General features: G+C 43.2%; 22 protein-coding genes. 9 read left to right on the plus strand and 13 right to left on the minus strand.

Annotation, left to right across the window (positions count from 1 at the left end):
* The first annotated feature begins 11 nt into the window (after positions 1–11).
* Both msrA and M5X66_RS16465 read left to right on the plus strand, forming a co-directional pair.
* Positions 12–641 carry a peptide-methionine (S)-S-oxide reductase MsrA gene (gene msrA, locus M5X66_RS16460; RefSeq protein WP_108478817.1) on the plus strand — a complete coding sequence of 210 codons (630 nt, stop codon included), beginning with the start codon at positions 12–14 and terminating at the stop codon, positions 639–641.
* A 167-nt stretch (positions 642–808) separates the two neighbouring features.
* Entirely contained in the window at positions 809–2,164 is a 1,356-nt protein-coding gene (locus M5X66_RS16465) for a hemolysin family protein (protein ID WP_036948991.1), read from the plus strand.
* An 89-nt stretch (positions 2,165–2,253) separates the two neighbouring features.
* Here the strand turns inward: M5X66_RS16465 and M5X66_RS16470 are convergent, their stop codons facing one another.
* Positions 2,254–2,460 (minus strand): DUF1107 domain-containing protein, encoded by a 207-nt coding sequence (locus M5X66_RS16470; protein WP_036948988.1) that lies wholly within the window; start codon positions 2,458–2,460, stop codon positions 2,254–2,256.
* A gap of 290 nt (positions 2,461–2,750) precedes the next feature.
* On the opposite strand from M5X66_RS16470, the gene M5X66_RS16475 reads away from it, so the two are divergent.
* Positions 2,751–3,314, plus strand: a complete 564-nt coding sequence (locus M5X66_RS16475; protein ID WP_154609412.1) for a YtfJ family protein — start codon at positions 2,751–2,753, stop codon at positions 3,312–3,314.
* A gap of 239 nt (positions 3,315–3,553) precedes the next feature.
* On the opposite strand, the gene qseC is transcribed toward M5X66_RS16475, so the two are convergent.
* Both qseC and qseB read right to left on the minus strand, forming a co-directional pair.
* Positions 3,554–4,906, minus strand: a complete 1,353-nt coding sequence (gene qseC, locus M5X66_RS16480) for a quorum sensing histidine kinase QseC (RefSeq protein ID WP_154609413.1) — start codon at positions 4,904–4,906, stop codon at positions 3,554–3,556.
* Entirely contained in the window at positions 4,903–5,565 is a 663-nt protein-coding gene (qseB, locus tag M5X66_RS16485; protein ID WP_036948983.1) for a quorum sensing response regulator transcription factor QseB, read from the minus strand. The genes qseC and qseB overlap by 4 nt, the downstream gene beginning before the upstream one ends.
* A 177-nt stretch (positions 5,566–5,742) precedes the next feature.
* Here qseB and M5X66_RS16490 point away from each other — a divergent pair, with 177 nt between their 5' ends.
* The 4 genes from M5X66_RS16490 to mqo all read left to right on the plus strand — a co-directional run bounded on the left by M5X66_RS16490 (position 5,743) and on the right by mqo (position 9,248).
* Positions 5,743–6,156: a YgiW/YdeI family stress tolerance OB fold protein gene (locus M5X66_RS16490; protein ID WP_036948980.1), complete on the plus strand. Its 414-nt coding sequence runs from the start codon at positions 5,743–5,745 to the stop codon at positions 6,154–6,156.
* 118 nt (positions 6,157–6,274) lie between these two features.
* Positions 6,275–6,868, plus strand: a complete 594-nt coding sequence (locus M5X66_RS16495) for an NUDIX domain-containing protein (protein WP_036948977.1) — start codon at positions 6,275–6,277, stop codon at positions 6,866–6,868.
* A 488-nt stretch (positions 6,869–7,356) separates the two neighbouring features.
* Complete coding sequence (locus M5X66_RS16500) at positions 7,357–7,746, plus strand: cupin domain-containing protein (RefSeq protein ID WP_036948974.1); 390 nt, start codon at positions 7,357–7,359, stop codon at positions 7,744–7,746.
* A gap of 8 nt (positions 7,747–7,754) precedes the next feature.
* Positions 7,755–9,248: a malate dehydrogenase (quinone) gene (mqo, locus tag M5X66_RS16505; protein WP_036948971.1), complete on the plus strand. Its 1,494-nt coding sequence runs from the start codon at positions 7,755–7,757 to the stop codon at positions 9,246–9,248.
* A gap of 79 nt (positions 9,249–9,327) precedes the next feature.
* Here mqo and cysQ read toward each other — a convergent pair whose 3' ends face one another.
* Together cysQ and M5X66_RS16515 are read right to left on the minus strand one after the other, a co-directional pair.
* Positions 9,328–10,062 carry a 3'(2'),5'-bisphosphate nucleotidase CysQ gene (cysQ, locus tag M5X66_RS16510; protein WP_108478812.1) on the minus strand — a complete coding sequence of 245 codons (735 nt, stop codon included), beginning with the start codon at positions 10,060–10,062 and terminating at the stop codon, positions 9,328–9,330.
* 136 nt (positions 10,063–10,198) lie between these two features.
* Positions 10,199–10,819, minus strand: coding sequence for a peptidylprolyl isomerase (locus tag M5X66_RS16515; protein WP_036949262.1), 621 nt, complete (start codon positions 10,817–10,819; stop codon positions 10,199–10,201).
* A 207-nt stretch (positions 10,820–11,026) separates the two neighbouring features.
* Here M5X66_RS16515 and M5X66_RS16520 point away from each other — a divergent pair, with 207 nt between their 5' ends.
* Both M5X66_RS16520 and M5X66_RS16525 read left to right on the plus strand, forming a co-directional pair.
* Entirely contained in the window at positions 11,027–11,638 is a 612-nt protein-coding gene (locus M5X66_RS16520; RefSeq protein WP_154599711.1) for a LysM-like peptidoglycan-binding domain-containing protein, read from the plus strand.
* A gap of 169 nt (positions 11,639–11,807) precedes the next feature.
* On the plus strand, positions 11,808–12,572 hold the full coding sequence (locus M5X66_RS16525) for a CDP-diacylglycerol diphosphatase (RefSeq protein WP_270103740.1): 765 nt from the start codon (positions 11,808–11,810) through the stop codon (positions 12,570–12,572).
* Positions 12,573–12,665: 93 nt separating this feature from the next.
* On the opposite strand, the gene rplI is transcribed toward M5X66_RS16525, so the two are convergent.
* From rplI to M5X66_RS16565, 8 genes are all read right to left on the minus strand, one after another.
* The gene (rplI, locus tag M5X66_RS16530) at positions 12,666–13,115 is read right to left on the minus strand and encodes a 50S ribosomal protein L9 (RefSeq protein ID WP_036948960.1); all 450 of its coding nucleotides are present in this window, start codon (positions 13,113–13,115) and stop codon (positions 12,666–12,668) included.
* A gap of 38 nt (positions 13,116–13,153) precedes the next feature.
* Positions 13,154–13,381, minus strand: a complete 228-nt coding sequence (gene rpsR, locus M5X66_RS16535; RefSeq protein WP_000135199.1) for a 30S ribosomal protein S18 — start codon at positions 13,379–13,381, stop codon at positions 13,154–13,156.
* Positions 13,382–13,385: 4 nt separating this feature from the next.
* Positions 13,386–13,703 (minus strand): primosomal replication protein N, encoded by a 318-nt coding sequence (gene priB / locus M5X66_RS16540; protein WP_036948958.1) that lies wholly within the window; start codon positions 13,701–13,703, stop codon positions 13,386–13,388.
* An 8-nt stretch (positions 13,704–13,711) separates the two neighbouring features.
* Positions 13,712–14,107, minus strand: coding sequence for a 30S ribosomal protein S6 (gene rpsF / locus M5X66_RS16545; protein ID WP_006657979.1), 396 nt, complete (start codon positions 14,105–14,107; stop codon positions 13,712–13,714).
* A 165-nt stretch (positions 14,108–14,272) separates the two neighbouring features.
* A complete protein-coding gene (rlmB, locus tag M5X66_RS16550; protein ID WP_036948954.1) occupies positions 14,273–15,010 on the minus strand; it encodes a 23S rRNA (guanosine(2251)-2'-O)-methyltransferase RlmB in 738 nt (245 codons plus the stop codon).
* 83 nt (positions 15,011–15,093) lie between these two features.
* Entirely contained in the window at positions 15,094–17,574 is a 2,481-nt protein-coding gene (rnr, locus tag M5X66_RS16555) for a ribonuclease R (RefSeq protein WP_154599712.1), read from the minus strand.
* Between the two features lie 41 nt (positions 17,575–17,615).
* The gene (gene nsrR / locus M5X66_RS16560; protein WP_036948950.1) at positions 17,616–18,038 is read right to left on the minus strand and encodes a nitric oxide-sensing transcriptional repressor NsrR; all 423 of its coding nucleotides are present in this window, start codon (positions 18,036–18,038) and stop codon (positions 17,616–17,618) included.
* A gap of 292 nt (positions 18,039–18,330) precedes the next feature.
* Positions 18,331–19,632, minus strand: coding sequence for an adenylosuccinate synthase (locus M5X66_RS16565; protein ID WP_036948947.1), 1,302 nt, complete (start codon positions 19,630–19,632; stop codon positions 18,331–18,333).
* Positions 19,633–19,834 lie beyond the last annotated feature (202 nt).

Here is a 19,834-nt window from a genome sequence, read left to right on the forward strand (position 1 = left end):
TAGGAATCGTTATGACTTTTAATCAATTTCAGTCCGATAATGAATTTCAAGCACTTCCGGGACGTCACTCGTCAATGGCGTTGTCACCTTACCATGCAGTGACCCATCATTCGATTGAGATTATTCCTAAGAATATGGAAATTGCTTATTTTGCAATGGGTTGCTTCTGGGGTGTGGAACGATTATTTTGGCAACAAACGGGAATTTATACGACATCCGCAGGTTACAGCGGTGGTCTCACACCGAATCCAACCTATGAAGAAGTGTGTACCGGATTAACCGGACATACTGAAATCGTTCGCGTGGTTTTTGACCCTGAAATCATTTCATTTTCTCAGCTGCTAACGCTATTTTGGGAAAATCACGACCCAGCCCAAGGCATGCGCCAAGGTAATGATATTGGTACCCAATATCGCTCCGCGATTTACACCGTGTCAGATGAACAGTATCAACTGGCGATGCAAACCCGCGAAGCTTACCAACTGGCGATGGCTGAAAAACAAGATAACCGCCCGATCACCACCGAAATTCGACCACTCGAAACCTTCTATTTTGCGGAAGATTATCACCAGCAATATCTGTATAAAAATCCCAACGGCTATTGTGGGCTTGGTGGCATTGGGGTCTGTCTTCCATCTTGAATGACATTATAATGACGAATATATAGCCAGATAAAATAGGCTAGTGCTATACTTAGCGCGATACCCCACCGCGCTAAGGCGCTAATTAATATTGAAATGGAATACCCTTACATTGCCTTTAGGATTTCAAGAAGTGACAATTCACTACCTAGAGGGTTGGATAATTTATGCTAAACAGTTTACTCATCGTTCTTTTATTATGTGCAATCAGCGCATTTTTTTCGCTGTCCGAAATTTCATTGGCAGCTTCTCGCCGTATTAAATTGAAGTTAATGGCCGACGAAGGCAATATTAACGCCGCTCGCGTTCTCAAACTACAAGAAATGCCGGGCATGTTCTTCACCGTTGTACAAATTGGCTTAAACGCCGTCGCGATTTTGGCTGGTATTGTGGGTGAATCTGCATTCTCTCCTGCATTGCAAGAGCTATTCATTAAATTCTTATCCCCTACATGGGCACAGCAAGCCGCTTCTATTGTGTCATTTACCATCGTAACCAGCTTATTTATTCTGGTGGCTGACTTAACACCAAAACGTATTGGAATGGTAAAACCTGAAGCTATCGCTATACGCATCGTTAATCCAATGCGTTTCTGCTTAGTGGTTTTAAGCCCGCTCGTATGGTTCTTTAATGGCTTAGCGAACTTAATTTTTAAACTCTTCAAATTACCCACTGCGCGTAATGAAGATATTACTTCTGATGATATCTTTGCTGTTGTTGAAGCGGGCGCTGTCGCTGGGGTGCTGCGTAAACAAGAGCACGAACTTATTGAAAATGTGTTTGAACTTGAGTCCCGTACTGTTCCATCGGCGATGACACCACGAGAAAACATCATTTTCTTTGATAAAGACGAATCTGAAGAGAGCATCAAACACAAAATCTCTACTCAGCCACATTCGAAGTTTTTAGTTTGTGCAGGGGATATCGACCATGTGATTGGTTATGTAGATTCCAAAGAGCTCCTCAACCGCGTATTAAATGGTCAAAGCCTGAGCTTACGTGACGGTGTACATATCCAAAACACATTAATGCTTCCAGATACCTTATCCCTGTCTGATACCTTAGAAGCCTTTAAAAATAGTGGCGTCGATTTTGCCGTTATCCTGAACGAATATGCCTTAGTGATGGGAGTTATTACCATCAATGACGTGATGATCACTTTAATGGGTGACTTGATTGGTCCGGGGCAAGAAGAGCAAATTATTACCCGTGATGAAAATTCATGGTTGGTTGATGGGGGAACGCCAATTGAGGATGTTCAACGTATCCTTGATATCGACGAATTCCCAGATTTCAGCAACTACGAAACCATCGCAGGCTTTATGATGTATCGCTTGAGAAAGATGCCGAAACGCACTGATTATGTGAAATATGCGGGCTACAAATTTGAAGTGGTCGATATTGATAACTACAAGATTGATCAACTGCTGGTCACGCGTATCACGAATACTCCGTCCGCGGTTGTGGTTCAGCCAGGTACTGCAGGTAGTGAAGATACGTCACATACTCAAAATAACCACTGATAGCCAATATGAACACGCCACTGTCAGTGGCGTTGTTATTAAGGCGCTTGAAGGTTGTTAGCCTAACACTTAGCTGGCTAATAGCTTGTTTAGCCCAACTCAGCTCGCAGTAATACCACTTGCTTGTTCACTTCATTCATTACATTGTAATGCGTTTTATCAGTCACTTTTGGCGGTAAAATCTTCCCATTATTGAATTCGAAAGCCCCAAAATCCTTAATGTAGAGCCTACCTCTGAATAGTGTTTTCACGTATAGAGCAATTTTCGATGGGTTATAATGCTTAAAAATTTTCATTAGAACTGATCTCCATGTTGTTCTGACGATACCTCACTGCATATCGTTCAATAATCATAGACTAGAAAATTTTGTTTTGGTTCGAAAATTGCAATTTTATTCAAAATGCTGACACAACATGACATTGCCAATATACTGTTAAATCATACTTAAACCTCATCTTTATGCTGAATTTTACGATTTTGTTAATTTTCATCTTGCCACTCATCCGATGAGCTATGCTATAACTAGCAGCACCAGAAATCCTCACCCTATACACAACAACGACAATGATTTCTAAAGGTACCTTTATGATAAAAAAACTGCTTTTATTAACCTGCTTGTTAGGTTTATCTTCGACGGGATTCGCGATTAATCTTCAATTAAATCAACCTGTCCCCGCCGTTACCGTCACAGATAAAGGCGAATTACAGTTAGATAATGCGGGAAAATTCAATTACCAACCGTGGAAGAGCCAGCAACTTTCCGGTAAAGTTCGCACCATTCAACACATTGCTGGACGCTCTTCAGCCAAAGAGCTTAATGCTCCGCTTATCGAAGCGATTAAACAAGCCAAATTCCCTCACGATAAATACCAAACCACCAGCATTATCAATACGGATGATTCAATTTTTGGTACCGGTGTATTTGTAAAAAACAGCGTGGAAGACAGCAAGAAAGAGTTTCCTTACTCCCAATTTATTGTTGATAGTGATGGTGTCGTGAAGAATGCATGGAGCCTTGCGCCAGAGAGTTCCGCCATTATCATTCTCAACAAGCAAGGTAATGTCTTATTTTATAAAGATGGCGCACTAACGCCTCAAGAAATCAATAAAGCCATTAGCGTGATTGTCACCGAATTAGAAAAGCCGTAATTAGCAGAACCAGAGTTAGCAAAATCAACATTCAACAGATAAGAAAAGAGCCACTCCGGCTCTCATTATCATAAACATCATGTTTTCCTGAGCGTCGACTGACATTGACGCTCAGGAATTTGTTTTACTATCATGAGTTCCTGCTGAACATAACCGCAAAAGCACATCACAATAAGATTAAAATTCAGCGGATTATTCTGCAACAATCTCATTCAATATTGTGCATAAAATAGACTAAATTATGCATTCCAGCGAACAGTAACACAAAAGCCCCCTTCCGTGACATTATTAAACGTCACATGGAGATGGTGTAACTGAGCCACGCGTTTAACAATTGATAACCCTAAGCCACTGCCTGTTTTTTCTTGTCCCGGTGGTCGATAGAAACGCTCCCCTAAGCGCGCTAATACCTCAGAAGAAACGCCAGCACCATCATCTTTCACTTCCAGATAGTGGCGATACAAATTGACTTCAACCTTACCGGCAGCCTTACCATAGCGGATAGCATTGTGAAGAAGATTTCTTAAGAGTACGGACAATAAAAGTTTCTGCCCTTTAAAAGGCGGCGGCGTTTCAATGATTGATATTTTCAACGTTACCTGATTTTGCCGAGCTTCCAGCTCGCTCTCTTTAACGGCTTGCTCAATTAATTCCTGCCAACTCACTTCGTTCACATCATCTAACTGATTAGAAGACTCTAAGCGGGATAAGGTTAATAGCTGATCCACTAGCCGAGTGGCTCGGTCAATCCCTTCTGAAAGATTAGCCACTGCATGTTGGCGAATCGCCTCGTCACTTCCAGCAATTTGCACCACTTCGGTTTGGACTTTCAGTGCAGCAAGAGGACTACGCAGTTCATGGGCTGCATCAGAGGTAAATTGCCGTTCACGAACAAACATGTGGTTTATTTTGTCGAATAATCCGTTCAGGGAATCTAGGATTGGCTTTGCTTCACTAGGAATTGTCGGCACCATCACTGGGCTCAGCTCATCCGGTTTTCTCTGCCGTAGCTGTTTAGCCACATCCCGCAGGGGTTTTAATGCTCGAGTGAGCAACCATAAAAATACGATTAACATTATCGGCAGCGCCACCAGCCACGGTATGAGCTGGGAAAACATAATGCTATTAGCCATACTTTGGCGGTATTCCCATTCTTGCCCTACTGCAATAATATATTGATTATCAATAGATTTAAGCCAAACAAAGCGCCACTCATCATCACTACCTTTCAGTGTTCCCTCGCTGAATCCTTCACGCGTAAATTGAAACTCGATTTTACGTCCGTTGTCCCCATCATTGAGCACCATTTCGCCACTCGGAGTAAAAATCGCAAACGCCAATGCGTCATCGTCTTGGCTTCCACGATTTTTTCGCAATAACTTTTTGGTTTTACTCAATGATGCTTGAGGCAAGTCGATATCCGTCGGTAACACGGATAAGCGCTTTGCAAATACCATTTGTTGAGTATCAAACAATTCGTTAATGGTTTTATAGGTTTGATACCACGCCAATGAGCTAGCAATTCCCCACGTCATTACCGCGAGGAACAATAACATCAAAGTCAATTTGAGCCTTAAGCTGAATGTTTTCATGCTTCATCACCCAGTCGATAACCAACACCATGAACAGTTTGAATAAACTTACTGCCTAATTTACGGCGTAAGTGGTGAATATGAACTTCAACCGAGTTACTAGAGACTTCTTCATCCCAGTTATACAGCTTTTCTTCTATCGCACTACGGGACAGCACTTTTTTCGGGTTATGCAAAAATAATGATAATAGCGCCAGCTCCTTACCCTTCAACTGCACAGGATTTCCTTGATAAGTGACCGTCATCGCTAAAGGATCCATCTCCACGTCACCATGAACCAAAGTGGGTGATAGCTGCCCACTGCGCCGACGGATCAACGCTTGCAAACGTGCTGCAACCTCCGCAAGCGCAAACGGCTTACACAGATAATCATCAGCCCCTTGCTGTAACCCATTCACTCGTTGCTCAAGGGCATCCCGCGCCGTCAGAATCAAAACAGGCTCATCACGCCCTTGCTTACGCCAGAACTTCAAAATATCCATACCATCAATATGCGGAAGTGATAAATCCAGCACAACAGCATCATAAGGGGCATCAAACAAAGCTTGTTGACCTTGTTTACCATCCATAAACCAATCAAGGGTAAACCCCAATTGTGTTAACCCTACTTTTAGACCATCGCCAATTAATCGATCATCTTCTATTAATAAAATACGCATACTCAACCTCCGCATCGAATATTGTTATATTTATCTTATTAAATTCATGATGACCAGTGGTGATTGTCCAAATTAAAAATATATTTAATTAATTTGAGTTCTTAAGATCCTGTTAAGATTTACTTGGTTAAATACATCCCATAGACCAAATTTCTGGTTACTTGTGGAGAAACAAAAATGAAAAAATTACCTTTAATCACCTTAATCGCTGCCCTTGCTACCGCTCCTGTTTTTGCTGCTACCGGTGGTTTTTCAGGCCCAGGTGAAGTCGCCAACACCACTAACACTGAAACCATGAAAACCCAAGAAGGCGGTTTTAACGGACCGAATGCAAGTGAAACAACAGTTGCAAAAGCCCTTGAATTATCTGACAACAGCTGGGTTGTTTTACGCGGTAATCTCGTTAAACAACTGGATAAAAAACATTACGAATTCACCGATGGCACAGGCACAATCACCGTTGAAATTAGCCAAAAACGCTTCAATGGAGTGAACGTCACGCCGAAAGATAAAATCGAAATTCGCGGTGAAGTTGATAAAGACTGGAACTCTAAAGAGATCGACGTTAAACAACTGCAAATCATCAAATAATCCATCTCGATAAAAAGCCAGTAATACAACCTTACTGGCTTTTTATTATTTACTGTCTATTTTCCCTTTCTATTTATAGTGCTAGATTAAATTTATCTTATCTCTGCGCGACTTATTTATGAAACAGCCTCAAGTTAGGAATATCAGCGAAAAATTACTGTCAGATAATTGGTACATTCTCAAAAAATATACCTATGAATTACAGCGACACGACGGTTCTTGGCAAAAACAAGAGCGTGAAGTGTATGACCGTGGCGATGGCGCTGTCATTTTGCTGTATAACACATCCAAAAATAGCATTATCTTGATCCGTCAATTCCGTATGCCAATGTACGTTTCTGGATATAAACAGTTGCTGATTGAAGCCGCTGCCGGACTACTTGAAGGTTCTTCCCCTGAAGCAAGAATTATTGCTGAAGCCGAAGAAGAGACTGGCTATAAAATTGATAATATCGAAAAGGTGTTTGAAGCCTTTATGAGCCCAGGCTCCGTCACGGAAAAGCTGCATTTTTACATTGCCCAATACAGTGATAAAGACCGCCAAAGTGATGGTGGCGGACTCGCTGATGAAGGTGAAGATATTGAGGTTATGGAATGGTCATTCCCTGATGCACTTGCCGCTATCAAAAATGGTGAAATCATGGATGGCAAAACCATTATGCTTATTCAACATCTCGCCTTAAGCGGAATTCTAAATCCAAAAAATAGTTAATTTTTAAAGGGTGAAAATAGCATTTTTACCCTTCTACTCTTAAACCATTTTATATAGTCATCATTAAACGATTTCTTTGCTATTTATTTTTCTATTCTCTTTCTTATTTTCATACTTTATTCTCTTATTTTTTATAAATTACAATTTATTACACTTTCCATTACCGAGCATCTAAACTCGATAATAAAAAGAATAAAATAGAGTTTATTCCATCAAAAAAGAATTATCTTTTATCGCTTTGATTTAAATTAAAAAAACATCAAATAAACCCATCCAAAAACAATCATCGATAAAATTAAAAAGTCTATTTTTTCAATAAAATACTTTCACTTAAAAATATTAACTTTGACCTTGCCATTAAAAAACTTTAGATTTAAAGACATCCTATTTTCTGAACTTCACTATTTTTCGTTAAGGTAAAAATCGAAACACTGAATATTATCTTAGTTATTAAGCAATATTATTCTTAAGTTAAGGAGCTAAATAAGATGATCCGTTGTATTCGTATGTGGACAGGTGAAGACGGTAACTCTCTGTTTGAAGAAGGCACCATTGAACTGAATGGTGTTGCTCGTGGAGATGACCAAAGCCCTGTCATTGCCGTCAGTGAGCTCACCTTCCGCGAAACCGTTTCAGGTGGCTCGTGGGATTGGCATAAAGACCCCGTTCCTCGCTATGTAATCACCCTCACTGGTACCTTAGAGTTCGAAACCAAAGATGGCTCCACATTTATTATCAAACCAGGTGACATTCTGCTTGCTCAAGACAACACCGGAACAGGACACAAATGGCGTCTGATTGGTGATGAGCCTTGGAGACGCGCTTATGTGGTGTATCAAGACGGTACAGACTTGTGTTTCACTCCGAATAAAAAATAGGGATTTCCATGACTAAACCCATTGCAGAAAATGTTGATATCGCGCTAGTCGGTGCGGGGATCATGAGCGCCACGCTCGGCACTTTTCTTAAAGAGCTGGAGCCAAATCTCACTATCGCGGTATTCGAAAGATTAAATGATTGTGCCCAAGAGAGTTCCCATCCATGGAATAACGCGGGAACAGGTCACGCAGCAAACTGTGAAATGAACTATACCCCGCCAAACCCTGATGGCACGGTAGATATCAGCAAAGCCCTTGAAGTAAACACTGAATTTGACCTATCTCGCCAGCTATGGTCCTACTTAGTCACCAAAGGCAAAATCAAAAATCCACGGGACTTTATCCACCCTTGTCCACACATGAGCTTTGTCTCTGGTGCAGACAACATCAAGTTTTTACAACAACGTTTCCGTCAAATGTCTGCCCATCACTGTTACCATAATATGGAATACAGCGATGACCTAAAACAGATTGATGAGTGGGCACCATTAGTGGTTGAAGGCCGTGATCCTAATGAAAAAATTGCGGTTACCCGTGTCGTTACTGGGGCTGACGTAGATTACGGTGCCTTAACCCACTTATTGATGGCGCAACTGAGCGAACAAAAAGGGTTTTCTCTTCACTATAAACATGAAGTGATTGATGTGACACAGACGCCTGATGGGCGCTGGAATGTAGAAGTGAAGAACCTTCTGACCCACGAAAAAACCATCACGTCCGCAAAATTTGTGTTTGTGGGAGCCGGTGGTCGCGCCATTGAATTACTGCAAAAATCCGGTATTCCGGAAGGTAAAGGCTATGGCGGATTCCCTGTGAGTGGAATTTGGTTGCGCTGTGACGATGAAAAAGTCGCTGCTCGCCACCACGCCAAAGTTTACGGAAAAGCCGATAAGGGCTCACCACCGATGTCTGTACCGCATTTAGATACCCGTATCATCGGCGGAAAACGCTCTTTACTGTTTGGACCGTATGCTGGTTTCTCGAGTAAGTTCCTAAAACATGGATCTTATTTGGATCTGTTTGATTCCATCAGACTGAATAATATTGAACCGATGCTTGCCATCGCGAAAGATGATTGGTCATTGGCTGAATATCTCGTGGGACAAGTGCTGCAAACGTCTGCCCATCAATTCTCTATGCTGCAAAAATTCTATCCTGATGCGCAGCGTGAAGATTGGAAAGAAGTGGTCGCGGGTCAACGCGTTCAGATCATTAAACCTGATCCGGTGAAAAAAGGCGTATTAGAGTTCGGTACTGAGCTGATTACGAGTGCAGATAAATCGTTCACCGTATTAATGGGTGCATCACCGGGCGCATCGACTGCTGCGTTTATCGCACTCAATGTACTGAAAACCTGCTTTGCAGATCAACTCTCTGCGGATGGTTGGGAAGCACGCCTGAAGACTATCATTCCAACTTATGGAATTGATTTAAAACAGGATGCAAAAGCATGTCTAGATATTCGTACTGCAACGGCTAAAGTGCTGCAATTAGATAACTAAACATTAAATCATATTGTTCAAGTCGGGGAAGTTGATCATTAGCTACCCGACTTTTTATTATCTTGCTATTTTCGCTATCTTAACGACATTCAAAACCGGGGTTCAAAAAAGACTCTCTCGGGGAATAATCCAGTGTATTTCCCTGCCAATCCACCACGCTTGCCCCTGCACCTAATGCCACTGCATGCCCTGCGGCCGTATCCCAGATATTAGTCGGTCCAAAACGAGGATATAACTGCGCGCAGCCTTCCGCCACTAAACAAAATTTTAGCGATGAACCTATCTCAGCTGTGCGATGTTCCGGAAGGTTAGCGAGATACGCCATCAATTGGGGGTCTTGATGAGAACGGCTGATCACCACCACAGGCGGCGTCGCAGCTTTGACGTGAATGCGCTGAACTTGTCCATGCTCTTCTTTCCACGCTTGAGAGCCTTCGGCGTAATACATCAAACCTTTTGCGGGTGCGAAAACCACCCCCATGACTGGAATGCCATTTTCAATTAACGCAATATTCACGGTGAAGTCACCATTGCGATTAATGAATTCTTTAGTTCCATCCAATGGATCAATAAGCCAGTAACGTTGCCAATCACGACGTACAGACCATTCTGGTGGATCTTCTTCTGAAAGTTGAGGGATATCAGGTGATAAACCTGAAAGCCCCTTCTTGATGATTTGATGGGCAGCAATATCCGCAGCCGTGACAGGGGAATCATCTTGTTTATGTTCAACCCGCAATGGCGCATGCCCATTGTAGATTTTCATGATGGCATCACCCGCCTCTCGGGCAAGCGTACAAAGTTGTTGGCGCATTTTATTTCCCCTAATGACACTAAGCCTTTAAGAGTAACAAGAGCAGAATATTTACGCTAATAAAAAAGCCTCATTAGCTATACCAAAATGGCAAGCGAATGAGGCTATTATTCTTTTCTGTAAGTCAGTCAGAAAATTATAAAATTTCCAGTAACTCAACTTCGAAAACGAGGGTGCTGAATGGCGGAATGGATGCGCCAGCACCACGCTCACCGTAAGCTAATTCATGAGGAATGTATAATTCCCATTTTGAACCCACTGGCATTAATGTCAGTGCTTCAATCCAACCAGGGATCACGCCGCTTACTGGGAATTCTGCTGGCTGACCGCGCTGTACGGAACTGTCGAACACAGTACCGTCAATTAAACGACCGGTGTAATGAACGCGAACACGGTCAGAACGAGCTGGGATTGCGCCTTCACCTTGGTTGATCACAGAGAATTGCAAACCAGACTCAGTAGTCGATACGCCGTCTTTCTTCTGGTTTTCATCTAAGAATTTTTGACCTTCTGCAGCCAGTTCTTTTTGACGCTCTTGGCGAACTGCATCTGCACGCTCGTGCATTTCACGCAGTGCTTTATGCAGAGCTTCAACTGGAACTGATGGCATGTTGCCTTCTAAAGAATCAGTCAGACCCGCTAAAATTGCGTCTGGAACTAAACCTTCTAGTCCTGATTCTAATAATTGCTGTCCAATTTGTAGACCAATGCCATAGCTCGCTTGAGCTTCTACTGAATCAAAGTTTTGGTTTGCCATGAAAATACCCATTTCATTTTTGAGAAAAACCAAGGATAGCAGCCCCTTTCCTATGGGTAAACCTAAACCCGATAACGGAAGAATAAAACTGTCTAAATTATTCAGTGTTCTCCTAAATTAGTCTTCAACTTGTTAATTTACGCGTAAATAGTGCTAGTATGCGTTAAAACGTCTGTGATTAATTATTCCTCAAATATAGGAGGGGTCATGTTGAGACTATCCACTTTTCATCGCTATGGAATTGCTATTCTAGCGCTGATCGTTATTGCTGCCTTATTTTGGCCTGCTGGCGATAAATCTAATTCCACCCAAAATAATACAAGCAATGTGCCAAACCAACCTATTGTGATCCCACCGACTTCGCAGCCTAATCCAATCCCGGATACGGTGTTATCGCAACCAGAGCAACCGACAACCAACATCCCAGAGACATCACCGCCATTGCCAAGTGAGCCTGAAATTATTCAAGAGCCGCAAACATCTCAGCCGACACAGCAGCCAAGCACCAGCGTGCCATCACAGCCATCCACGCCACCAACCACTCGCCCGTCAGCTAATGAATGGCAGAATTATCGCGTTCAGAAAGGAAAAACATTGGCGCAGCTATTTCGTGATAATAACTTGCAGGCAAATGATGCCTTTATCATGGCAAAAGCTGAAGGCTCAGAAAAACCCCTTAGCAACTTGCAGCAAGGGCAGAAAATCCGATTGAAAGCCAATGGGAAAGGTGAAGTTCAACAGCTGGAAATTACAGCAACCAACGGTCAAACCTATAGCTTTACACGCTTAAGCGATGGTAGCTATTACCGAACACCTTAATTTATATTTTAACGTCGGGGATTTCATACAATACCCCGACCTTTCTTTTATTTTCAGAATAAAAATTCAATTGAGACGTTATTTGATGACATTTCTCACCATAAACTACGTATAATCACTGTTCTTTATTACACTTAATAGTTAAACAGGGAAAAGAACAGGACAATCTATGCAGAAAAACAACAATACCTGCAAAAAGAAGCTCATTAAAATTATTGCCGCCGTAGTTTTACTCCTACTACTCAGTCTTATTGGCTATATTTCATGGATTAAATACCATGCAGATGGGCTGTGGAATATCATTAGCCAGCAGTGCATTGCTATCAATGATCCTGACCAGCGTAATCCATCTTGCATGAAAGTGGATTTAGACAATCGCTATGTACTCTTCAAAGATAAAAAAGGCCCGGTTCATAATTTGGTACTGCCAACCGATAAAGTCAGTGGTATCGAATCCCCTTTATTACTCGAATATAATAGTCCGGATTACTTTACGCTTGCCTGGAATGAACGAGAAAGTGTTAGCCCCGCAGGTCAACCCGTTATTAGCGATGATAAACTCGCTTTAGCGATTAATTCACAATATGGGCGTTCCCAAGATCAACTTCATATCCATATTGCTTGCCTAAAACCGCAGGTTATTGAGCTAGTTAACCAACATGCAGATGCGATTAAATCTGAGTGGCATGTTTTTCCAGTGGAATTGGAAGGGCATGAATATTGGGCGAAAAAGTTAGATAGCCAACAAAGCCCTTTCAAGCAGCTAAATGAATATGTTCAAGCACATAATGACAACATGGGGAACTATGGACTGGCGGTGACGGAGCTGAAAGATGGTTCGATGGTATTATTAGCGAATCGGATGGATGTTTGGCAGTTTAATTTAGGTAGTGCAGGAGAATTACTGGATTACCAATGTTCAGTCAATCAGTAAGTTTTAGATATGCTAGAAATAAAAAAACACCGGATTCCCGGTGTTTTTTTATTGTGCCACCGCGTTAACAGTGGCAACTATCATCATTATTGATTACTCAGCAACGATGATAACGTTCAGCTCTGCGAAAACATCGCTGTGTAACTGGAAGTGAACTTCGTGGTCACCAGTAGTACGCAGAACGCCGTTTGGCAGGCGAACTTCGCTTTTCGCAACTTTAACGCCAGCCGCAGTGATTGCGTCAGCGATGTCACGAGTACCGATTGAACCGAACAGTTTACCTTCGTCACCAGCTTTAGAAGCCAGAGTAACAGAACCCAGCGCAGTAACAGCTGCTGCACGAGCCTGTGCTGCTGCCAGAACGTCAGCTAATTTAGCTTCCAGTTCAGCGCGGCGAGCTTCGAAGAATTCAACGTTTTTCTTAGTTGCAGGAACAGCTTTGCCCTGTGGTACTAAGAAGTTACGAGCGTAGCCCGATTTAACGTTAACTTGGTCACCCAGGCTACCTAGGTTAGCTACTTTATCAAGCAGAATAACTTGCATTACCTTATCCTCTATTAGTCGTTAATGGACTGTACCAATTACTGATGACGATCAGTGTATGGTAACAGAGACAGGTAGCGAGCGCGCTTGATAGCACGAGCGAGCTGGCGTTGATATTTTGCACGAGTACCGGTGATACGGCTTGGTACAATTTTACCACTTTCAGTGATATAGTTTTTCAGCGTTGCGATATCTTTATAGTCGATCTCTTGAACGCCTTCCGCTGTGAAACGGCAGAACTTGCGACGACGGAAATAACGTGCCATATGGCTAGTCTCCAGAATCTATCAAATCAATCTGCTCGGCATGTAAGACTAATTTACTGATTCCATTACGTCCCTGATGGGTACTAATGAAACCTGTAACAGTAATCAGACTGCCGACCGTTATACTGTGAGTATGGGTTTGTAAGGCTTGTCCGCTGGCAATGACGGGCATTCTGCACCATGCTTGCCGTGACATTCCAGCTTCCTGTTGTCCAGAACGATGTTCTAAAACAAACTGGCAATGTGGAATGCCGGACGGACTCACTTTTCGAATCAATGCTTTACAGACTGTGCCTGTCAGCACCAGACGATTAGTGATCACCTGAGCAATTACTCTTCAGAATCCCCAGTTTCTTCTGCTTCTTCGTCTTGATAATCATCAGACATGTCACGGCCGCGACGTTCGTCTTTGGCTTTGACCATTGGAGAAGCTTCTGTTACTGCGTGTTTTAAGCGCATAACCATGCTGCGGATAACGGCATCGTTGAAGCGGAAGTTAGTTTCCAGCTCATCAATCGCTTCCTGTGGAGCTTCTACGTTCAGCAGAACATAGTGAGCTTTGTGCAGTTTGTTGATTGGGTAAGCCAGTTGACGACGGCCCCAGTCTTCCAGACGGTGAATCTGACCTTGTGCGTTAGTGATAACAGCACTGTAACGCTCGATCATGCCCGGAACCTGTTCGCTTTGGTCAGGATGGACCATAAAAACGATTTCGTAATGACGCATTAGTAGTTGCTCCTTACGGATTATTAGCCTCCTGTCTGGGTTAACCGCGGCCCGCGGAGGCAAGGAACTTGTTGAGTGCGGCTAAAAAATTGACGCGTAACTATACCCATCCCAGATAAAAAACTCAAGAGATGGGGACAAATTAAGCAAAAATTATTTTATGATTTATTTGGCAATGCGTTGACGTACTGCTTCAAACAGGCACACGCCCGTTGCCACAGAGACGTTCAGCGATGAAACTGAGCCCGCCATTGGGATGCTAATCAGCTCGTCGCAATGTTCGCGAGTCAAACGACGCATACCTTCACCTTCCGCGCCCATCACTAATGCGATAGCGCCAGTCAGTTTACTTTGATACAAGTTATGGTCAGCTTCGCCGGCGGTGCCGACAATCCACACATTGTACTCTTGCAGTAAACGTAAGGTTCTTGCCAAGTTAGTCACACGGATCAGCGGAACATTTTCCGCTGCACCACATGCCACTTTCTTCGCGGTTGCGTTCAATTGTGCGGATTTGTCTTTAGGAACAATCACTGCATGAACACCGGCTGCGTCTGCACTACGTAAACACGCACCTAAGTTATGTGGGTCCGTCACACCGTCGAGGATCAGTAAAAATGGCGATTCGGTGCTTTCCAGTAAATCTGGAAGATCCCCTTCTTGATACTGTTTACCGGCTAACACATTGGCGATAATCCCTTGGTGTACTGCACCTTCAGTTTGTGCGTCCATCCATTGGCGATTTGCCACTTGCACCACAATCCCCAACGCTTCGATTTCATGAACGATAGGCATCAGGCGGCGGTCTTCACGACCTTTTAAAATATAGACTTCTTTAATACGTTGCGGAGAACGCTCAAGCAGGGCTTTCACTGCGTGAATGCCATAAATAATTTCGCTCATAAATATCTTTTAGGTTGAGAACATTAAATAGGTGGAAAATCAAAAGGTGGCGATTGCCCGCCACCTTGTATCATGAAACGCGCTTATCCCTCTTGTTTTTGGGATTTTTTCGCCACGCGTTTTGCTTTTAACTTGGCACTGATTTTTTTGGTTTTATCGGACGGCTTTTTGCTTTTCGCTTTACCGTTTCCTTTACCTTCAGGTTTAGCTTCTTTGCTGTCTTTCTTGCCTTTTTTCTCTGAACGACGAAATGCAGAATCAGGTTCGAAGTTTTTTTCTTTGCTCACATCACCTTTTCGACGGGCTGAACGTGTCGCATTTTTAACTTCTTTCTTCATCTTATCCCGCGTGGTTTTGCCCGGGTTTTTCGCTTTTCGTGTCGTTGAAATTAAAGCAAAATCAATGGTGCGCTCATCCATATGTACCGCTTCTACACGGATTTCCACTTCATCGCCAAGGCGATAAGTTGTACCGGAAGATTCACCGATTAAGCGCTGTCCAACCGCGTCATAACGATAATAGTCGTTATCGAGGGTTGAGATATGCACTAAGCCATCAATGAATAGGTCATTTAAGCGAACAAAGAAACCGAAACCTGTCACGCTAGTGATAAGTCCAGTAAATACTTGTCCCACTTGGTCTTGCATGAAGTCACATTTTAACCAATCTGCGACGTCACGGGTAGCTTCATCTGCGCGGCGCTCAGTCAGTGAGCAGTGCTCGCCCAATTGCAGCATGCTGTCCATATCGGAGTGCCATCCGCCCGTTTCCGTCCAGCGCTTATCTCCATGACCATGCTCTTTTGCCAGTAAGTATTTAATACCACGGTGCAAGCTTAAGTCAGGATAACGACGAATTGGCGAGGTAAAGTGCGCATACGATTTTAGACCTAAACCAAAGTGACCGCGGTTTTCTGGATCATAAATCGCTTGCTTCATTGAACGCAAAATCATGGTCTGCAATAGCTCATGGTCTGGGCGCTCAGCCACTTCGTTCATTACTTGGGCGTAATCTCTTGGCTCTGGCTTCATGCCACCCGGCAGTGTTAAACCTAACTCGCTGAATACTGAGCGTAAGTTCATAACGCTCTCTTCTTTCGGACGGTCATGCACACGGTATAGTGCAGGCTCTTCGTTTTTCTCAACAAATCGCGCCGCCGCAATATTAGCTAAAATCATGCACTCTTCAATTAATTTGTGTGCATCATTACGCTCTACAGGCTCAATACGCTCAATGCGACGTTCCGCATTGAAGATAAATTTGGCTTCTTCAGACTCAAACGAGATAGCGCCACGCTCAATACGTGCTGCATCTAACGCTTTGTATAATTGGTGTAAATGCTCGATATGAGGCACTAACGCTTTGTAATGCTCGCGTAGCTCTTCATCCCCTTGCAGCATTTTCCACACTTTGGTGTAGGTTAAACGCGCGTGGGAGCTCATCACCGCTTCATAGAATTTATATGAAGAAAGTTTTCCAGATGCCGAAACCGTCATTTCACATACCATACACAGACGATCTACGCCTGGGTTTAGTGAACATAATCCGTTAGACAGCACTTCCGGTAGCATTGGCACAACTTGGGATGGGAAGTAGACCGAGTTACCACGGCTATGGGCTTCCGTATCCAGTGCCGTTTGTGGGCGGACATAATAGCTCACATCCGCAATCGCCACCCATAAACGCCAACCGCCACCTTTTTTCGGTGCACAGTAAACGGCGTCATCGAAGTCACGAGCGTCTTCGCCATCGATGGTAACGAGTGGAAGATCGCGTAGATCCACACGCCCTTTCTTCGCAGCTTCAGGGACTGTTTCACTGTAATCAGCCACTTGCTTTGTCACTTGTGGCGGCCAAGAGTGCGGAATTTCATGAGTACGTAATGCGATTTCTACCGCCATACCCGTACCCATAGTCTCACCGAGTACTTCAATAATATTCCCAACAGCTTGAGAGCGGCGTTGTGGGCGAGTTTCTAATTCTACCACCACCACGTTACCCATACGGGCGCCACACTGTTTGTCTTTCGGAATTAAAATATCGAAACTTAAACGGCTATCATCAGGAACAACAAACCCCATTCCCGCTTCAATAAAATAGCGTCCAACAATTTGGTTATTGCGCGGCTCTAATACACGTACAACACGCACTTCAGTACGCCCTTTACGGTCTTGACCATAAGGTTGAGCCAAAATCACATCACCATGTAAAGCGCGCTTCATCTCATCTTGAGATAAGTAGTAATCTTCTTTTTTACCTTCGACACGCAAGAAACCATAACCATCACGGTGACCAATAACTTTACCTTTTAATAGGTCAATACGCTCTGGTAATGCATAACATTTGCGGCGAGTGAAAACTAACTGTCCATCACGTTCCATCGCACGTAAGCGACGACGCAATGCTTCCAATTCATCTTCCGTAGAGAGGTTGAGTAGCTGTGCAATTTCTTCACGGTTTGCAGGTGCTGTGCGCTTAGATAAGAGATCTAAAATAAACTCTCTACTCGGAATTGGGGATTCGTATTTTTCTGCTTCTCTTTCCTGAAAAGGATCGTTTGACATTGTTACCTCCATTGTCATCAGAGTGATAAATTACTGAGACATTAATCGAGCAGTAATTGATACAGCGGACTATTATCTTTGACCATGTCCGCTAGCGTATATTGGTCTAGTTCTTGTAAAAATTGTTGTATCGCCTTTTGCAATACACCTTTTAGGCGGCAAGCGGGCGTAATATGGCAAAATTCGCCACTACAATTGACTAGAGTGAGTGGTTCTAATGCGCGGACAACATCACCGATCCGAATGGATTCCGCCGGTTGACCCAGTGCGATCCCGCCATTTTTACCACGGGTGGCTTTTACATAGCCAAGGTGGCTTAGCTGATTAATAATTTTAACCATGTGATTACGAGAAACACCATACACTTCAGTGACTTGTGTAATACTCGTCATTTGCCCTTTTTCTAGGGCGGCTAAATAAATTAGGGCGCGTAACCCATAATCAGTAAAACTTGTCAGCTGCACAATCACCTCAAAAATTTTTGGTACTACAGTATGTAGTGAAATACTTATCTGCCATTTTCGTTATATTTGTTTTTTTGGCTACCATCTAACGGTCAATTTGAACGATTTTCTACAGTATATCGCCTTAGTTTTAGTCTAGCCCATCCTTGCCCGTAAAGATGCTTACAATGGCACATAATGTTCAACTTGATGGATATTATCTGAAAATTTTAGCGTTTTATCAAAAAGGAATTCATCGGAAGGAAAATGGGAGAGATAAAAAAACAGCGCTCAGTGAGCGCTGTTCTGTCTATTACTCAACGTCAAACGGATCACGCAGGATCATCGTTTCTGAACGGTCTGGACCAGTTGAAATAATATCAACAGGAATGCCCGTCAATTCTTCAATGCGTTGGATGTAATCTAAAGCTGCTTGCGGTAGTAACGCTCTTTCTTTAACGCCGAAAGTCGTTTCGCTCCAGCCTGGCATGCTTTCGTAAACTGGCTCTAAACCAACCCACTCATCGGCGGCTAAAGGTGTTGTTTCTAACACTTTGCCATCTGGACGACGGTAGCCAACACAGATTTTCACTTCTTCTAAACCGTCTAAAACGTCCAGTTTAGTTAAGCAGAAACCTGACAGGGAGTTAATTTGTACAGCACGGTTGATAGCCACGATGTCTAACCAACCAGTACGACGTTTACGACCAGTGGTTGCACCGAATTCTTGGCCTTTCTCACGCAGGAATTCACCCGTTTCATCAAACAGTTCAGTTGGGAATGGACCCGCACCAACACGTGTTGAGTAAGCTTTGATGATCCCCAGAACGTAGTTCACATAACGTGGACCTAAGCCTGAGCCTGTTGCAACACCACCCGCTGTTGTGTTTGAAGAAGTTACATACGGATAAGTACCGTGGTCGATATCCAGCAGCGTACCTTGTGCACCTTCAAACATCACTAATTCATTCTTCTGATGCGCTTTGTAGAGCAAATCAGAAACATCAATTACCATGCTAGTCAGAAGGTCTGCAACTGACATGACGTAATCTAACGTTTTTTGGTAATCAACCGCTGGCTCTTTGTAGTAGTGAACCAGTTGGAAGTTATGGTATTCGATGATTTCTTTTAATTTTTCAGCGAAAGTTGCTTTATCGAATAAGTCACCAACACGCAGACCGCGACGTGCAACTTTATCTTCGTATGCAGGACCGATGCCACGACCAGTTGTACCGATAGCTTTTGCTCCACGCGCTTTTTCACGCGCATTGTCTAATGCGATGTGATAAGGCAGGATCAGTGGGCATGCTTCAGAGATACGTAAACGCTCACGAACAGGAACACCGCGATCTTCCAGTTCTTTCATCTCTTTCATTAAAGCATCAGGCGCAAGAACAACACCATTAGCAATGATGCTGATGACATTTTCACGAAGAATACCGGATGGAATTAAGTGGAGAACGGTTTTTTCACCGTTTACAACAAGAGTATGGCCAGCATTATGGCCGCCCTGATAGCGAACTACATATTTAGCTCGTTCTGTCAGCAAGTCAACGATCTTGCCCTTCCCTTCGTCACCCCATTGGGTGCCCAGTACGACAACGTTCTTACCCATTTCGAAATACACTCGGTTGCTTAAAAATGAATTCTACCATCAAAAATGAACTGTTCCAGTGATATTTTGGCATTACAAAAATTTTTTTCTAGAAAGCAAGTAAAATGGTAGTTTTATTTCTGTCGTAGACTCAAAGTGAATTTTCCCAACCTGAGCAGCTCAAATTTTCCCTGAAAAATCCATCACTTAAAACGACAGGCGA

This window comes from Providencia sp. PROV188, from assembly GCF_027595165.1.
Classification (GTDB): Bacteria; Pseudomonadota; Gammaproteobacteria; order Enterobacterales; family Enterobacteriaceae; genus Providencia; species Providencia lanzhouensis.

Bases quoted from the DNA above. Each gene is read 5' to 3' on its own strand.
- M5X66_RS16490 (WP_036948980.1), top strand. From the start codon at position 5,743: ATGAAAAAATTACCTTTAATCACCTTAATCGCTGCCCTTGCTACCGCT.
- rnr (WP_154599712.1), bottom strand. From the start codon at position 17,574: ATGTCAAACGATCCTTTTCAGGAAAGAGAAGCAGAAAAATACGAATCC.
- M5X66_RS16465 (WP_036948991.1), top strand. From the start codon at position 809: ATGCTAAACAGTTTACTCATCGTTCTTTTATTATGTGCAATCAGCGCA.
- M5X66_RS16525 (WP_270103740.1), top strand. From the start codon at position 11,808: ATGCAGAAAAACAACAATACCTGCAAAAAGAAGCTCATTAAAATTATT.
- qseC (WP_154609413.1), bottom strand. From the start codon at position 4,906: ATGAAAACATTCAGCTTAAGGCTCAAATTGACTTTGATGTTATTGTTC.
- mqo (WP_036948971.1), top strand. From the start codon at position 7,755: ATGACTAAACCCATTGCAGAAAATGTTGATATCGCGCTAGTCGGTGCG.
- rpsF (WP_006657979.1), bottom strand. From the start codon at position 14,107: ATGCGTCATTACGAAATCGTTTTTATGGTCCATCCTGACCAAAGCGAA.
- M5X66_RS16495 (WP_036948977.1), top strand. From the start codon at position 6,275: ATGAAACAGCCTCAAGTTAGGAATATCAGCGAAAAATTACTGTCAGAT.
- M5X66_RS16520 (WP_154599711.1), top strand. From the start codon at position 11,027: ATGTTGAGACTATCCACTTTTCATCGCTATGGAATTGCTATTCTAGCG.
- rlmB (WP_036948954.1), bottom strand. From the start codon at position 15,010: ATGAGCGAAATTATTTATGGCATTCACGCAGTGAAAGCCCTGCTTGAG.
- M5X66_RS16475 (WP_154609412.1), top strand. From the start codon at position 2,751: ATGATAAAAAAACTGCTTTTATTAACCTGCTTGTTAGGTTTATCTTCG.
- M5X66_RS16565 (WP_036948947.1), bottom strand. From the start codon at position 19,632: ATGGGTAAGAACGTTGTCGTACTGGGCACCCAATGGGGTGACGAAGGG.
- rpsR (WP_000135199.1), bottom strand. From the start codon at position 13,381: ATGGCACGTTATTTCCGTCGTCGCAAGTTCTGCCGTTTCACAGCGGAA.
- cysQ (WP_108478812.1), bottom strand. From the start codon at position 10,062: ATGCGCCAACAACTTTGTACGCTTGCCCGAGAGGCGGGTGATGCCATC.
- rplI (WP_036948960.1), bottom strand. From the start codon at position 13,115: ATGCAAGTTATTCTGCTTGATAAAGTAGCTAACCTAGGTAGCCTGGGT.
- M5X66_RS16470 (WP_036948988.1), bottom strand. From the start codon at position 2,460: ATGAAAATTTTTAAGCATTATAACCCATCGAAAATTGCTCTATACGTG.
- msrA (WP_108478817.1), top strand. From the start codon at position 12: ATGACTTTTAATCAATTTCAGTCCGATAATGAATTTCAAGCACTTCCG.
- M5X66_RS16515 (WP_036949262.1), bottom strand. From the start codon at position 10,819: ATGGCAAACCAAAACTTTGATTCAGTAGAAGCTCAAGCGAGCTATGGC.
- qseB (WP_036948983.1), bottom strand. From the start codon at position 5,565: ATGCGTATTTTATTAATAGAAGATGATCGATTAATTGGCGATGGTCTA.
- M5X66_RS16500 (WP_036948974.1), top strand. From the start codon at position 7,357: ATGATCCGTTGTATTCGTATGTGGACAGGTGAAGACGGTAACTCTCTG.